The sequence below is a fragment of the Pseudomonas sp. P9_35 genome, assembly GCF_034008205.1.
Classification (GTDB): domain Bacteria; phylum Pseudomonadota; class Gammaproteobacteria; order Pseudomonadales; family Pseudomonadaceae; genus Aquipseudomonas; species Aquipseudomonas kilonensis.
Genome location: NZ_CP125373.1, coordinates 3,369,609 through 3,383,932, shown reverse-complemented (window position 1 = coordinate 3,383,932; position 14,324 = coordinate 3,369,609). Strand labels below are relative to the sequence as shown.

Genomic DNA, 14,324 nt, shown 5'->3' with positions numbered 1-14,324 from the left:
TGCCTCGTTAGTGCCCCGACTAAATCGCCCGAGTTGCGGATTGTCGGACAAAAATCTATTTAAATATTAAATATCGATAACTAGTAATTTGCGTACGGCGTCGCACTTTCGCCAACTAAGTGCCAGCGTAATGCTATTAATGAATATCTACTAAACCTCTACGGTTTTACGTGCACACACTTCTCGCAGACAACCTCGAAACCAACGATGCACAGGATCGGCGTCCATCCGCGGATGCCAGAGCACGGCGATCGTGAACCCAGGCACGGGAAACGGCAGCGTAAAACTGTGCAGGCCGATCCGCAGGCTCGCGGTGTAGCGTTCAGGCACGCTGGCGATCAGGTCACTGGAGCGGGCCAGTCCCAGCGCCGAGGAAAAGCCTGGCACGGTGGTGACGATTTCCCGGGACAGATTCAGCGCCGCCAGGGCCTGGTCGATGAGGCCATGATCCAGGCCGCGCATCGACACACCGACATGCCCACCTGCGGCATAACCGGCGGCGCTCACTGTTGTCTGGCTCAGCGGGTGTCCCGCGCGCACTACGCCAATCAAGCGGTCGCTGAACAACGCCTGGGTTCGCAGTTCCGGGCTGGTGTCCTTGTCCACGACGGCGGTCTCCAGGTCCACGGTGCCTTCGCGAAGCGCCGTGCTGTCGCGGTCGGTCTTTTCCACGAAACGCAGGCGCACGCCGGGCGCTTGTTCGTGAATGCGAGTGATCAGGTCGATGGCAAAGTTCTCCACGAACCCTTCGCGGGTGCGCAACGTGAAAGTTCGGCTCAAGCGGCCAAGATCCGGGGTCGTCACTGGCCGCAGCACCGCCTGGGCCTGCTGCACCAGGTGGCTGACCTGTTCGCGCAATTCCAGCGCACGGGGCGTCGGCACCAGCCCTCGCCCGGCCCGAACCAACAGCGGGTCACCGGTGGTTTCACGCAGCCGCGCCAGTGCCCGGCTCATGGCCGACGGGCTCAGCTGCAAGCGCCGGGCGGCCCGGGCCACGCTGCCTTCCGAGAGCAGCACATCAAGGGTGATGAGCAGATTGAGGTCAGGCGAGGACATGGCGGTATCTCGAATTGAACAGATGGCGTTTGCTGCAGCTATAACGTGCAAATGCTGCGTCTTCCGCCATGTTATGCCCAGGCGTAACGTTCTGACAGCTCCGTTTCGAGCGCCACGGATACAGGTGACACGATGAAACCCGTCAACACGCAACAAAGCCGGCCGGCAACCGCGCCCGCACACCGGCTCTTTTCACCTCGTTGGGCCCTGGCCAGCCTTGCGCTCTCGACGCTGCTAGCCTCCCTTGGCGCCAGTGTGGCTGCGGTGGCACTGCCGACGCTGGCCGAGGTGCTCGGGGCCTCTTTCCAGCAGATCCAATGGGTGGTGCTGGCCTATCTGCTGGCCATCACCACGCTGATTGTCAGTGTTGGCCGCTTGGGAGACCTGATGGGCCGGCGCAAGCTGCTATTGGCCGGTATCGCCCTGTTCACCTTGGCATCGGCGGTATGCGGCTTGGCGCCCTCGCTCTGGCTATTGGTCGCAGGTCGGGCGCTGCAAGGCCTGGGGGCCGCCATCATGATGACGCTGACCCTGGCGCTGGTTGGCGAAACGGTCGATCAGGGAAAAACCGGCAGTGCCATGGGGCTGCTGGCAACGCTGTCGGCAGTGGGCACGGCCCTCGGACCGTCCTTTGGCGGCATGTTGATCAGCGGGTTCGGTTGGCCGGCCTTGTTCCTGGTCAATATCCCTCTCGGCCTGCTGACGCTAGGGCTGGCGTGGTATTCGCTACCGGTGCGTGAAGTGCCGCCGAAGCCCGAAGGAACCCGCTTCGATGTAACCGGTACATTGCTGTTGGCAATGACGCTCGCCGCCTATGCCTTGTCCATGACTTCCGGACGCGGAAGCTTTGGCGGATTGAATCTTGCGTTGCTGCTGATCGCACTCGTGGGCGGCGGGCTGTTCATTCGGGCCCAGTCCCGGGCCTTATCGCCGTTGATTCCCTTGACGGTGTTTCGCGACAAATCATTGGTATCAGGCCTGGCGACGAGCGCCCTGGTTGCGACGGTCATGATGGCGACGCTGCTGGTGGGGCCTTTTTACTTGTCCATCACCCTCGGACTGCCGGCGGTCTTCGTGGGGCTGGCGCTGGCCGCAGGCCCAGCTGTCGCGGCGTTGGCCGGAGTGCCTGCCGGACGCCTGGCGGATCGCTTCGGCGTGCAGCCCATGCGGCTCGCCGGCCTGGGGGCCATGGTCCTCGGCTGCCTGATGCTGTCACTGGTTCCCCCTGCCCTTGGCACCGTCGGCTACCTCGCGGCCATCGTGGTGACGACCCTCGGCTACGCGTTCTTCCAGACGGCCAACAACACGGCAGTCATGGCCGATGTAGCTGCCCAGAGGCGAGGCGTCATCGCCGGGCTGCTCAACCTGTCGCGCAACCTGGGGTTTTTCACCGGAGCCTCCGTGCTCGGCGCGGTGTTTGCAGCCGCGGCGGCGACGAATGACATCACCCGCGCCAGTCCTGCCGCCGTGACGAACGGTCTGCACACGACCTTCGCCGTCGCCCTGGCGATGATGATCCTGGCCCTGCTCATCGCCTGGAAAAGCCACGTGCCAGAGCCATTGCCCGAGTCTCGGGATAACCCCAGTCAAGCGTGATGGCATTCTGTACATAGCCGCTTAAGTCGTGATCCAGATCAAAAAAAGTGAACCAATCGCAAAATGGACTGAAAAAATCCACATGAGCTTCATTTTCAGGTGCTATTTTTAGTTCTCACTGGTAGAGCCATGATGGCTCTTCCTTCCTGACATGAGCAAAAGGAAGCGCTCGATTGAAGAAGGCGGGCAACATGAATAAAGGATCTTTCAGCAAGGTTACGTTCCCCAACGCTTGCCAGTTGATGCGCTGGCACTTCCATCCCATGGGATTCGAAGCGAGCATGGATGCGCCTGGCAGCATGGTTGCCCGGCTGTTTGACCGTGCCAGCGGCGAGACCATGATCGCCATTGCGGGTATCCCCTGCGCAACTGTGATGAATGCCCCGGATGTTGAACGAATAATCGAGGCGGTGGAGGCTGAGCTGGAAGCCTTTGTACCACCGGTGGGGTTGCGGCGGTTTGCCTCTTAAGTCCACTTTGTGTGGCGATACCGTTCACCTAGGTTCCAAAAGCGGCACTTCCCTTTTTCCAAGGGAGGTGCCGTTTTTTTTGAGAGGGCTCGGGATTTTCTTGCTTTGGGGTGTATATCCGTTTCTGCGGTAACGGATATGCCCCCCAAAAAAACGCACCTAAAACCAAAAAAAACGGCGCTTTTCATTTCTGAAAAACGCCGTTGTTTCTATGTGAACAGCATCACGCCAAAGCGGGCTGCTCACTCATCACAAATGCAATCAGTCGTCACGCCCCATCAGGCCGAACAGCTGCAGCAGGCTGACGAACAGGTTGTAGATCGATACATACAGGCTGATGGTAGCCATGATGTAGTTACGCTCGCCGCCGTGAATGATGGCGCTGGTCTGATACAGGATGCAGACAGACGAGAACAGCACGAAGCCGGCGCTGATCGCCAGTTGCAGGCCGCTGATCTGGAAGAAGAAGCTGGCCAGCGTCGCCCCCAGCAACACGAAGAAACCTGCGGTGATGAAGCCACCCAGGAAGCTCATGTCCTTGCGGGAAATCAGCACGTAGGCCGACAGGCCACCAAATACCAGTGCGGTCATTGCGAAGGCCGAGCTGACCACTTCGGCACCGCCCTGCATTTGCAGGTAGCGATTGAGGATCGGGCCGAGCAAAAAGCCCATGAAGCCGGTCAGGGCGAAAGCCGACACCAGGCCCCAGGCCGAATCACGGAGTTTGTTGGTGAGGAAGAAAAGGCCGTAGAAACCGATCAGCACGACGAACACGTTCGGGTAACCCACCCGCATCTGTTGTGCGACGTAGGCCATCACACCGCTGAAAGCGAGCGTAAGTGCCAGCAGGCCATAAGTGTTGCGCAGGACGCGGCTAACCTCTAGCTGCTCAGCCTGCACGCTGTTGTTCACTGCGTAATCCTGTTCGCGCATGGCGACACTCCTCCGGTTTTGAAACATTCAGTGGCAAGGATCATAACAGACGCTCTGTAACAAGCTACGTAGAGAGTTTGACAGTGTGTTTCATTCGGGTATTATGGCGCCCGCAACGCAATACGGAGGTGTGGCCGAGTGGTTTAAGGCAACGGTCTTGAAAACCGTCGACTGTAACAGGTCCATGAGTTCGAATCCCATCGCCTCCGCCATTTTCTAACGTTAAAGCCCTGATTATTCAGGGCTTTTTCGTGTCTGGCATTCAGAATGCCGATTGCAGCTTCAACATTGGACACAGCTATGGCAAACCCTCCCCAGCCAATCAAGGAAAGAAAAGTGACCAGTAAAACCATCGGTTCCATCCTTGCTGCAATCGCGAGCATCGTCCTGTTGTGCGTGTTCTTTGGCAGTTGGTACACGATCGACGAAACCGAGCGTGGTGTGCTGCTGCGCAACGGGGCGCTGGTCGGCGTCATTGAACCGGGACTTTCCTTCAAGACGCCATTTATCGAGTCGGTACGACTGATCAGCGTCCAGAGCCAAGTGACGGCTTATGAAGACCTGCAGGCCTACAGCAAGGACCAACAGTCCGCCCAGCTCAAGGTGTCCGTGTCCTGGCATATCGCGCCTTCCGATGTCGCGAAGGTCTATACCCAGTTCAAGGACCTGGAAGGTATCCGCGACCGGATGATCAGCCGCCAAGTGCCTACCCAGGTGGAAAACGTATTCGGCAAGTTCAACGCCGTGGCTGCCGTGCAGAACCGCGTCCAACTGGTCAACGATATTTCCACGGCCATCAAGGCCACCATTACCGGCCCCGTGATCATCGACAGCGTCCAGGTCGAGAACATTGACTTCAGTGATGCCTATGAAAAAGCCATCGAAGCGCGCATGGCCGCGGAAGTCCAGGTCAAGACCCGCGAGCAACAGCTAGCCACCGAACAGGTGCAAGCACAGATTCGCGTGACCCAGGCCCAGGCAGAGGCCGATTCGCAAGTTGCGCAGGCCAAGGCCGATGCACTGGCGACTGAGTTGCGCGGCAAAGCCGAAGCTGAAGCCATCAAGGCGCGGGCCCAGGCCCTGGCCAGCAACCAGAACCTGGTGGAACTGACCAAGGCCGAACGCTGGAATGGCGTCTTGCCAACCACCGTGCTGCCAAACGGCACCCTGCCCTTCATCGACATCAAGTAACGCCACAGGCGCGGCCTGCCCGGCCGCGCCTGCTTCACTGCGGCGCACTCGCGCAGCAGCATCGCCCCTCTCGTTAGCGCTACACTCAGCCATGAACCCGACGTTCATCGTTAGCAGGGAGCCCAACGTGTACCCAGGCCACAGCAAACCGGCACACCAACCCGTACGACGTTTACCTTTCCCCTCTTCCGGCTCCTCCCTTGAGCATCTCTCCCCCCTCGGGAATTCACCGACTCCTTCGATAAGCGCCCTGAACAGGAGAATAGCGTGACCACTATTATCAAAAAATATAAATGGCCCGCCCTATTGGCCGTCGCGCTGATTGTGTTTGCTGCACTGATATTCTTTTTGATCAAGTCATACACGTACGACTCATCGACCTACTTCGAATCCCGCGACTTCATTCGCCAGCTCAAGCAGGCCGACGCCAACTGGAACGTCAAGATCCTCAGGAAAAAGATCGGCGTGAACAACAACCTGTCGTTGGCACCGCCGCTTGAGGCCGGCAGTCGATGGGAGCAGTTGGAGCAGCTCAATAACACTGGCCCACTGGCAGCTCTTTGGGCATCCAGACGCAACGGCTACGTGGACGCGGTCAAGAACAAAACGGTGCTGGTCGATCAATTCCAGCAACACAACGCCAATCTACGCACCGCCCTGGATGAGTTGCCGATCGTCGAGGACGGTATTCAAACCTTGCTCGACGGGATGAGCGCCGAAAGCCCGACGGAACGTCTGGCAACAGCTTCCAATGTTCGTGAGCTGACACTGACGACGCTGGAGTACGCACTTTATGTCACCTCGGACAAAGCCGAGGAAGTGCAGCGCCAATTGAGTGATCTGGAGAAGTACGTCGACCGACTGCCCGCGACCAGCCAGCCCCTTTTCATTGCCCTGGCCCAGCACGTCAAATCTGTTATCCAGGAACAACCGATCGTCAATGATCTGCTGGATCGCATCAGCGTGATTCCAGTGGCCCAGGAACTGGACAGCATCACCGAACTATTGAACGAGACCCAGCGCAGGACCGCCGCTGCGGACCGTCAATACCATATCTACCTGGGCGCGTGTGCCAGCCTCATGGCGCTGTTGATGATCTACCTGGCGGTGCGGCTGGTTCGCAGTTACGCCGTCATCAACCAGATCAACCAGCAACTGCAAACGTCCAACGAGCGGCTCGAAGAGCGCGTGCAGGAGCGCACCCGCGAGCTGATGGAGGCCGAGCGCGAACTGGTGGATGCGGCCCGAATGGCGGGCATGGCCGAAATAGCCACGAATGTGTTGCACAACGTCGGGAATGTGCTCAACAGCGTGAACATTTCAGCCGAACTCGTAACCCGCAAGTTGAGGAACAGCAAGACGATCGGGCTCACCAAGGCGGTCAAAATGATGAATGAACATGCCGAAGATCTTGGCCAGTTCATCACCCATGATGAAAAAGGTCGGTTGCTGCCGCGTTACTTCAACGAACTGGTCGACTCCATCGCCGCAGAACAAACCGTGCTTATCGATGAGCTGGCGCAGTTGACCAAGAGCATCGATCACATCAAGGAAATCGTCACCACTCAACAAACCTATGCAGGGGCCGCCAGGCTGATCGAACCGCTCAATGTCAGCGATCTGTTCGAAGATGCGCTACGCATGAACTCGGGCGCGCTCAGTCGGCATCACGTCACCGTCATCAAGGAATATCAGGACGTTCCTGCGATCATGGGGGACAAGCACAGGTTGCTGCTGATCCTGATCAACCTGATCAGCAACGCCAAATTCGCGATGTCGCACATCAGCGAGCATCCGCGGGAGATGACCCTGGGGATCCGCATCCTCGACGAAACGACACTGAGCCTGAGCGTCAAGGACCGAGGCGAAGGCATTTCCCCGGAGAACCTGGCCCGCATCTTCAATCACGGTTTTACGACCCGCAAGGACGGCCATGGGTTTGGCTTGCACAGCTGCGCCCTGGCGGCGGTTGAAATGAATGGCCGCCTCCATGTACAGAGCGACGGACCGGGGCAAGGCGCCCTGTTTACCCTGGAAGTCCCGCTGGAACTGGCCCGCGCCTGATCACGCCTGACCCAACGCCATCGCGAGCAAGCTCGCTCCCACTGGGGATTTTTGGTGAACAACCGGAAAAATCGTGGGAGCGAGCTTGCTCGCGATAGCGGCCTACCTGTCACCAAGAGGTTGGATGTACCGGCCCCATCTATTTCGTGTTTACAGGCCGGCCGCTACGGGCCCTTCGGGTCGGCAACGCGGCGGCGTAGGCCAGCGCTTCCTCACGGGAAGCAAAGGAACCCAACCGGTCAGCCTGGGTGCAGACCCTCCACGGGCCGCTGTTTACGCTAAGCACGTCATAACCGTTGATGTGCATTTTCGTCAGCATCGCAGTACTCATTGGTCACCTCCGACTTTAACCAAGGGTGCACGGCCTACCATACACGCGGATTGCGCCGGGCGACCAACCGAATGTCGCGACACCCGCCGCATTCGTGGCGCCCTCAGTGGGAGTCCGAATCCCACAACCAGTCCCACAGCCCCGGCAAATGCACGGGCTCGGTGCTGTGATCGACTGTCCGGGCCAAGGCTGCTCGCTCCAGCGCCTGGTGGTCATCATAGAATGGCTTGGCGTCGGTCCTCACGCCGGTAGCCTTGGCACTGTCGAGCAGGATTTGCAGGTATTCGCGAGCATGCCGGGCGGTATAACGATTGATGTCGTGAAACGTCACCACCACCGGAATAACTCCGTCCACCGCTGGCAGTTGCCCGGCGGCGATGCGCTCGCGCACTTCGGAAAGTTGCCGGGTCAGGTTGATCCGCCGCCGCGGGCTCATGGTGATGCCCCAGACTTTGCCGTCATTTGCGCTCAAGTCGGTCAACAGAATGTGCAGGCCATGTTGTCGGTAGGCGGCCGCGGTGCGCTTGTCGAAGCTCCAGAATGGCGGCCTCACCAAGATCGGTGCCGCGCCGCTAATGGCGGCGATATCGCTCCCGCCATTGCTGAGCGATTGCTCCAGCTCATCAGGGCTCAGCGACCGGTGATTGGTGTGCCAGTAGGTCGCCGTATGAAAGGCCAGCACATGACCTTCCTGCTGTTCACGGCGCATTACCGAGCGGCCAATATCACTGCCACCGGCCCGTGGTGCGCGGGTCTGCAGGAAAAACACCGCCTTGATGCCGGGCTGTACCGGATTGTCTGCCAGTGCGTCGAGCACCTCCAGGCTAGGGTTCCAGATAGACGAGGCGCTGGGCCCATCATCGAATGTCAGCAGGAAACGGATCGGGGGTTGTTCGCGCAAGCGTTGCTCGGTTTGCGGCGTCAGTTCGATGGGGGCGCCAATGCAGCCCGACAAACCGATGGCGAGGGCTGCGATGAACAGCACCCTGGCGATGTTTTTCATGTTTTGCCTTTTGTTGATGCCGCACTGCGTCGCCTTTGATCCCTGGCCCATGGTGTTGAAGCTCATCTTGGAGAAGGGTAACCGGGTTTGGTTCCTTGCCGCGAGTTCCGACTGTTTTGCTGCTGCTCGATGCATGAGCCTGGGCGGAATTAATTTGACCGTCTGGAAATTCGATGGAATTTTCCGAATGCCTTTGTATCCATCCGTATAGGACTAATTAGGGAGGATTTATGGGCGGGCCATCGCTTTACATCATCGACTACATACTCCATGGCGAACCCAAGTCATTCATTATTCGCGCAGAAGTGATGAATAACTCCGAGGCTTGGCATTGGGCCAGTTGCGACGCAGGGGTCGGGCGCATACCGAAATTCGGGAGAGAAAAGGTCAAGCGGGTCTCCAAGCCCCTTGCTGAGAAATACGGTATTACCGACGTGCGCTGGCGGGCGAGCGTCACGCCGTCCTGGGTCAAGGAGTCCAGCTGACAACACAGGGATTGTTTCCGGCACGCCGGCTGTCTAGCCGGACGCCGGATTCTTCGACGGACCTGAAATAACTCAACTACGCTTAAACCACGGCGCAGCCCGCCCCCCTGGCGGGTTTTGTGCTGCCTCATCAACCCCTGAATGGAGGTGTGACATGTCCGAAAAAGAGTCCATCACCACCCTGCTCACCTTGCTCGAATCGCGTCAGGCCAGGCTCACGGCAGCCTGCAAGGAAATCGCCGACTGGGTCGACCACCAAGGTGGGCATCCCACCGCAGTGCGCATCCGGGACCGGCTCAACGACATCGACAAGGACGCTCCGTCGATCCAGAGCGCGCTGACGTCGCTCAAGCCTGCTGAACCCCCTCTACCCAAGTTTCGCTGACGCGCTGCGCCAGCCCCGTTTCTCCCTGAGTTCTACCGGTTGGAAAACTGATGGAACGTGGGCTTTTTTTGCACCTCGAAATGGATAGGCACCGGTGCAGAATCCGCAAAGGGAGAAACTCATGAATGCCAGAATCCTGCTATTGATCGTTTGCGCGAGCCCCGCCGCCGCCTTGGCCCAAGGCTGCGACGTCATCACACGGTCCCAGAGCCAGGCCGTTCCAGTGATCGAAAGCCACAGTTGCTACGAATATAAAGGCATGCCCGCCGAAACCCTCGATTGGTCTTGCAGCAATGAAAGCAAGGGAACGCTCACGACCCAAAAGCGTAAAGTCGAGCGTTGTGCCGAGGGATACGTGGCGACATGCCAGGCGAAGCCGACCCAGGAAGCGTTGGCCAACCCGCACGCAACCAGCAAGGACAAGCGCGGTGGGTCGGCCACCCTTCCCGATAATGCAAAAGTGACGTGGTACTACTACGGCGTCGAGCAGTTGCAGCAGGCCCAGGAAGACTGCGAAACCACCGGCGGCAATTGGATAAACCGGTGAGGTGGCTCCCACAGCCGCTTCTCGGCTAGCCCTTGCTGTGCTCTGGCGATGACGGACCTTCCTTGACTCCGCGAGGCCCGGCTGCGCCCCAGATGACCAGGCCCAGCACTGGCAAAACGATCAGCAGCAGGGCCCAGCCCGCCTTGGTCCCGACCGACTTGTCGCTTCGAAAGACACTGACGATCGCCCACAAATCGACGAGCAGCAAAAGCACCGCAACAGCGATCCAGAAATAACTGGCTAATTCAGACATGGCCTAATCCTCTTGTCGGTTCAAGGATTAGGCAGAGCCGTTGAGGCGCCGTTCAAAGAATTTGCACCTTCGGGACGCGCATTGGCAGCTATCCCCGCTCGTTCAGATAAGCGACCCATTGCTCATAGGCCTCATGTTGACGCTGGACCGCCTCATCCCAGGTCGATCCGCTCATTTGATGAACACATATGAGCTTCATCATTTCCGATGTCGCCGTATCGAGCTCTACCAGGAGCTCATGGGATTTGAGCTTGAAGTCTTCAACGGTGGTCATTTCTCGCTTCCTTCCCCTATCGGGGCCGGCCAATGCACCCAACATGGATTCATTTTTTTGAAGCTGATTCATTTGAGGCGATAACCGGTCGAAAACCTAGTGCTAGCGGTCGGAGAGATTGAGTGAAGCGATGACAGGCACAAATAAGCTCAGTGTTTCCCGTTCCGTCGCGGTCGTAGTGGATAAGACCTTGAAAAACTCGACATTTGAACGAAGCAGCTAATGCCAGGCGCAAATATTGCAGTTATATTTCACTTTAATGACAGTCACAGATCGAGCACCTCCATGAAAATTCGAGCGACCGTCATCTGCGAGGAAAATCGCCACATCCTCCTGGTTCGCAAAGCCAATAGCCGCTGGGCGTTGCCAGGCGGTACCGTCGAGCGCGGCGAAACCCATGCAGGGGCAGCCATCCGGGAGTTGGCAGAGGAAACCGGCCTGGACGTCGAGAACCTGCTCTACTTGATGCGAATCAGTGACGGGCAGACCGAACATCATGTGTTCGAAGCATCGGTCAGCGACTCGACGGCGGCCAAGCCACAGAATGAAATCAGCGATTGCCTCTGGCACCCGCTGGACGCCATTGCCCAACTGCAAATGAAAAAGGGGACGCGGGACATTCTCGAGGCGTTTCGGCGGCGGTTGTAAGGCGCCGGTACCGACGGTCAGCACCAAACAGGTTGCATGAGGAATATCATGCAACCCATTGTTTTATAAATATTAGATGATCAAAAGTCTGCCCTCAAACCGCTGGGGACAACGGGCTCACTTCTTCTGCCAGGCAGTACTGATCGGATTCACCACAGTATTTTTTTCCTGCGTATAGGTCCCATTCTGCTGGGCTATCGCCTCGCCAGTGTCGACAATTGCGTTCTGGATAAATACGTTTTGTGCATCACCTCGAATAAAGGTGAGCTGGTGATACGCCGTTTTATTTCCCCAGTCCGGGGAAGGCAGGGAGATGAACTTCACGGTGTATGTCTCGTCGGTGTGTTGGCCCTGCAAGACGTAGACACCGTAATGGTTTTCTCCCTGAGAGATGATCTTGTACAAACCGTTGCTGTAGTAATAAATTTCTGCATCGGGAAAAGGCTTCTTATCGTACATTTTCCGATAGTGCAGAACCTGCTTGACGGTCGGCTCGCCAAAGTTCACGGCCAGCGTTTTCCCATCAACGGAGGTTGTCTCCCCAGCGTCAGCGCTGCTGCTCATCAAGGCCAATAGACTCATCGTTGCGATTGTTTTCACTCGATACCTCTCCATGGTTAAAGGATCTCGACACCCAGTGTAGAGGCTTGCGCTTGAAAATACCCGCAGGCTTGGACTCCATTTCCGCAGCAATTTCCAGAAGCAGAAACGAACAAGGGTTTGCATTAGCTTTCGCCCGCAAACCCTTGATTTTAGATGGTGCCCGAAGCCGGAATCGAACCGGCACGCCCTTACGAGCGGGGGATTTTAAGTCCCATGCGTCTACCAGTTTCGCCATTCGGGCGGTAGCGCGGTTAGCCATGGAAACATCGGCAAAATCCAATGGCCGATGTGCTGGCTGGTGCAGCAAGAGGGGGAATATATACATCCCTCCCCTGCGAAGCAAGGTAGCTCATGTCCTTTTCAAGACAAAAGCTTTCAATGCTTCGCAAATAAAAAAGCTCCGTAAATCATAGATCTACAGAGCTTTTTAAAAGTGGAGGCCGAAGTCGGAATCGAACCGGCGTAGGTGGATTTGCAATCCACTGCATAACCATTTTGCTATTCGGCCTCAGAACGCTTGATGCGATGCTGCTACATCAACCGCGGTACAAACCTGAAAAGGATACAGGGCATCTAGGTGCCGCTATCTCCTTGAAAACATTGAGATTTTTTACGTCTCAGTGCGTTCGATGGGCGCAATTATGTACTCATTTGCCTAGGCTGACAACCCCTTGATTTCAAAAAAAAATCGTCCAGCGGCCCAGCTTCCGCCAGACAAACACATTCGGCTGTCAGGTGGCGGGTGGAAGGCTTTTGGGGCTGCTGCGCAGCCCCGCGGGAGCAAGCTTCCTCGCCACGGGAATGTCGCCGATCCTAGAGGCTGTCGCAGCCCTGCACCATTATGGGTAACATACCGGCCTTCCCCGCAGCCCTTCTGCGACCTGCTAAATAAGCCTATTCCATGCCTTTTGAACTCAGCGTTGACCTCACTACCCTCGCTATCCTTGCTGTTGTCGCCTTCATTGCCGGTTTCATCGATGCCATTGCCGGTGGCGGTGGGTTGCTGACCACGCCAGCCCTGCTGACGGCAGGCTTGCCGCCTCATCTGGTCCTGGGGACCAACAAACTCAGTTCGACCTTCGGCTCGGCGACGGCCAGCTTCACCTTCTACAAGCGCAAGCTGTTCCACCCAAGGCAGTGGACTCATGCCCTCGTCGGCACCCTGGTCGGGGCCCTGACCGGCGCCATCGTCGCCCATTACTTGCCCGCCGAGTGGCTGAACAAGATGCTGCCGGTGATCGTCTTCGCCTGCGGTTTGTACCTGTTGTTCGGCGGCACGCCCAAGGCACCACTGGACAGCGACGCACCGATCAAGAAGACATGGCAGTCGCCCCAAGGCTTTAGCCTGGGTTTTTATGACGGCGTGGCCGGGCCGGGTACGGGGGCGTTCTGGACGGTGAGCAGCCTGCTGCTCTACCCCATTGATCTGGTCAAGGCCAGCGGTGTGGCCCGCAGCATGAACTTCGTCAGCAACATCGCGGCGCTGTCGGTGTTCATCTTTTCCGGGCAAGTGGACTGGGTCATCGGCCTGAGCATGGGCCTGTCGGTGATGATCGGCGCGTTCTTCGGCGCTCGCACCGCCATCAGCGGCGGTGCGAAGTTCATCCGACCGGTGTTCATCACCGTGGTGCTGGGCTTGACCGTGCGCCTAGCCTGGCAGCACTGGTTCAGCGTGGCCTAAGCGCCGCGCCACATACAGGTCGATCAGGTAGCGGGCGATGGAGCGCGAAGCCGGCAACGGTGGCAGGTCATGGACGTTGAACCACTGGGCGTCCTCGATTTCATCTTCCTGGGGCACAATGTCGCCACCGGCATATTCAGCGTGGAAACCGAGCATCATCGAATGGGGGAACGGCCAGCACTGGCTGCCCATGTACTGGATGTTCTTCACCTCGATGCTGACTTCTTCGCGAACCTCGCGCACCAGGCAATCCTCAGCCGACTCGCCAGGCTCGGCAAACCCCGCCAGGGTGCTGTAGACGCCCGGGACGAAACGCGGCGAACGGGCCAGCAGGACTTCGTCGCCGCGGGTAATCAACACGATCATGCTCGGTGAAATCCGCGGATAGTGCCGCAGCTCACAGACATCGCAATACATGGCCCGCTCCAACGGAATCTGGCTCATGCGCTTGCCGCAACTGCCACAGAAACGATGCTCGCGAGCCCAGGTGCCGATCTGCGCGGCATAGCCCAACACTTTGTAGAGTGTGTGGTCATCCTCGAGCATGAACGCCCGCAGGCCTTTCCAGTTACAGCCAGGAATGGCCAGTGGGCTGTGCAGCTCCAACAGGTAGACCGGTTCGCCATCCAGGTGACCGATGCCGTGCTCGGCGAGAATCGACAGGTCTTGGCGCTTGAGCCATTCGCGGGGAAACAGCGCGCCGTTGTCATCGAACAGAAAGCCCTCAGGGCTACGGGCAACGGCCCAGCCGCCAGCAAGAGCGGTATCGAGTACTGCGGTGGTCCAGCGTGAAATCATGGTCAA

17 protein-coding genes and 3 tRNA genes are annotated in these 14,324 nt (G+C 58.1%); 10 read left to right on the top strand and 10 right to left on the bottom strand.

Annotated elements, in window-relative coordinates; genetic code table 11:
- Positions 1 to 150: 150 nt before the first annotated feature.
- The gene (locus QMK47_RS14795; protein ID WP_258691176.1) at positions 151 to 1,056 is read right to left on the bottom strand and encodes a LysR family transcriptional regulator; all 906 of its coding nucleotides are present in this window, start codon (positions 1,054 to 1,056) and stop codon (positions 151 to 153) included.
- A gap of 132 nt (positions 1,057 to 1,188) precedes the next feature.
- On the opposite strand from QMK47_RS14795, the gene QMK47_RS14790 reads away from it, so the two are divergent.
- Together QMK47_RS14790 and QMK47_RS14785 are read left to right on the top strand one after the other, a co-directional pair.
- Positions 1,189 to 2,652, top strand: coding sequence for an MFS transporter (locus tag QMK47_RS14790; protein WP_258691175.1), 1,464 nt, complete (start codon positions 1,189 to 1,191; stop codon positions 2,650 to 2,652).
- 191 nt (positions 2,653 to 2,843) lie between these two features.
- Positions 2,844 to 3,122, top strand: a complete 279-nt coding sequence (locus QMK47_RS14785; RefSeq protein WP_003201764.1) for a DUF1652 domain-containing protein — start codon at positions 2,844 to 2,846, stop codon at positions 3,120 to 3,122.
- 261 nt (positions 3,123 to 3,383) lie between these two features.
- Here the strand turns inward: QMK47_RS14785 and QMK47_RS14780 are convergent, their stop codons facing one another.
- Positions 3,384 to 4,055, bottom strand: a complete 672-nt coding sequence (locus QMK47_RS14780; RefSeq protein WP_214512834.1) for a Bax inhibitor-1/YccA family protein — start codon at positions 4,053 to 4,055, stop codon at positions 3,384 to 3,386.
- A gap of 124 nt (positions 4,056 to 4,179) precedes the next feature.
- Here QMK47_RS14780 and QMK47_RS14775 point away from each other — a divergent pair.
- The 3 genes from QMK47_RS14775 (at position 4,180) to QMK47_RS14765 (ending at position 7,310) form a co-directional block, all read left to right on the top strand.
- Positions 4,180 to 4,267 (top strand) — tRNA-Ser (locus QMK47_RS14775).
- A gap of 124 nt (positions 4,268 to 4,391) precedes the next feature.
- Positions 4,392 to 5,246, top strand: coding sequence for a prohibitin family protein (locus QMK47_RS14770; RefSeq protein ID WP_253474662.1), 855 nt, complete (start codon positions 4,392 to 4,394; stop codon positions 5,244 to 5,246).
- A gap of 267 nt (positions 5,247 to 5,513) precedes the next feature.
- Positions 5,514 to 7,310, top strand: a complete 1,797-nt coding sequence (locus QMK47_RS14765) for a DAHL domain-containing protein (RefSeq protein ID WP_258691174.1) — start codon at positions 5,514 to 5,516, stop codon at positions 7,308 to 7,310.
- A gap of 139 nt (positions 7,311 to 7,449) precedes the next feature.
- Here the strand turns inward: QMK47_RS14765 and QMK47_RS14760 are convergent, their stop codons facing one another.
- Positions 7,450 to 7,641 carry a hypothetical protein gene (locus QMK47_RS14760; protein ID WP_013693334.1) on the bottom strand — a complete coding sequence of 64 codons (192 nt, stop codon included), beginning with the start codon at positions 7,639 to 7,641 and terminating at the stop codon, positions 7,450 to 7,452.
- 103 nt (positions 7,642 to 7,744) lie between these two features.
- Entirely contained in the window at positions 7,745 to 8,644 is a 900-nt protein-coding gene (locus tag QMK47_RS14755; protein ID WP_320390488.1) for a polysaccharide deacetylase family protein, read from the bottom strand.
- Between the two features lie 230 nt (positions 8,645 to 8,874).
- Here QMK47_RS14755 and QMK47_RS14750 point away from each other — a divergent pair, with 230 nt between their 5' ends.
- The 3 genes from QMK47_RS14750 to QMK47_RS14740 all read left to right on the top strand — a co-directional run bounded on the left by QMK47_RS14750 (position 8,875) and on the right by QMK47_RS14740 (position 10,061).
- Positions 8,875 to 9,129, top strand: a complete 255-nt coding sequence (locus QMK47_RS14750; RefSeq protein ID WP_003201754.1) for a DUF6555 family protein — start codon at positions 8,875 to 8,877, stop codon at positions 9,127 to 9,129.
- A gap of 154 nt (positions 9,130 to 9,283) precedes the next feature.
- On the top strand, positions 9,284 to 9,514 hold the full coding sequence (locus QMK47_RS14745) for a hypothetical protein (protein ID WP_003201752.1): 231 nt from the start codon (positions 9,284 to 9,286) through the stop codon (positions 9,512 to 9,514).
- 121 nt (positions 9,515 to 9,635) lie between these two features.
- Positions 9,636 to 10,061 carry a hypothetical protein gene (locus QMK47_RS14740; RefSeq protein WP_253474653.1) on the top strand — a complete coding sequence of 142 codons (426 nt, stop codon included), beginning with the start codon at positions 9,636 to 9,638 and terminating at the stop codon, positions 10,059 to 10,061.
- A 25-nt stretch (positions 10,062 to 10,086) separates the two neighbouring features.
- Here QMK47_RS14740 and QMK47_RS14735 read toward each other — a convergent pair whose 3' ends face one another.
- On the bottom strand, positions 10,087 to 10,314 hold the full coding sequence (locus QMK47_RS14735; protein ID WP_320390487.1) for a PLD nuclease N-terminal domain-containing protein: 228 nt from the start codon (positions 10,312 to 10,314) through the stop codon (positions 10,087 to 10,089).
- Between the two features lie 88 nt (positions 10,315 to 10,402).
- Positions 10,403 to 10,588: a hypothetical protein gene (locus QMK47_RS14730; protein ID WP_253474650.1), complete on the bottom strand. Its 186-nt coding sequence runs from the start codon at positions 10,586 to 10,588 to the stop codon at positions 10,403 to 10,405.
- Positions 10,589 to 10,873: 285 nt separating this feature from the next.
- On the opposite strand from QMK47_RS14730, the gene QMK47_RS14725 reads away from it, so the two are divergent.
- Complete coding sequence (locus tag QMK47_RS14725; RefSeq protein ID WP_003201745.1) at positions 10,874 to 11,236, top strand: NUDIX hydrolase; 363 nt, start codon at positions 10,874 to 10,876, stop codon at positions 11,234 to 11,236.
- Positions 11,237 to 11,353: 117 nt separating this feature from the next.
- Here the strand turns inward: QMK47_RS14725 and QMK47_RS14720 are convergent, their stop codons facing one another.
- The 3 genes from QMK47_RS14720 to QMK47_RS14710 all read right to left on the bottom strand — a co-directional run bounded on the left by QMK47_RS14720 (position 11,354) and on the right by QMK47_RS14710 (position 12,347).
- A complete protein-coding gene (locus QMK47_RS14720) occupies positions 11,354 to 11,800 on the bottom strand; it encodes a hypothetical protein (protein WP_413817780.1) in 447 nt (148 codons plus the stop codon).
- Positions 11,801 to 11,993: 193 nt separating this feature from the next.
- Positions 11,994 to 12,080: transfer RNA gene (locus QMK47_RS14715), tRNA-Leu, on the bottom strand.
- Positions 12,081 to 12,273: 193 nt separating this feature from the next.
- Positions 12,274 to 12,347 (bottom strand) — tRNA-Cys (locus tag QMK47_RS14710).
- 393 nt (positions 12,348 to 12,740) lie between these two features.
- Here QMK47_RS14710 and QMK47_RS14705 point away from each other — a divergent pair.
- Complete coding sequence (locus QMK47_RS14705; RefSeq protein WP_092143641.1) at positions 12,741 to 13,520, top strand: TSUP family transporter; 780 nt, start codon at positions 12,741 to 12,743, stop codon at positions 13,518 to 13,520.
- Here the strand turns inward: QMK47_RS14705 and nudC are convergent.
- A complete protein-coding gene (gene nudC, locus QMK47_RS14700; RefSeq protein ID WP_320390486.1) occupies positions 13,488 to 14,318 on the bottom strand; it encodes an NAD(+) diphosphatase in 831 nt (276 codons plus the stop codon). The genes QMK47_RS14705 and nudC overlap by 33 nt on opposite strands.
- Positions 14,319 to 14,324 lie beyond the last annotated feature (6 nt).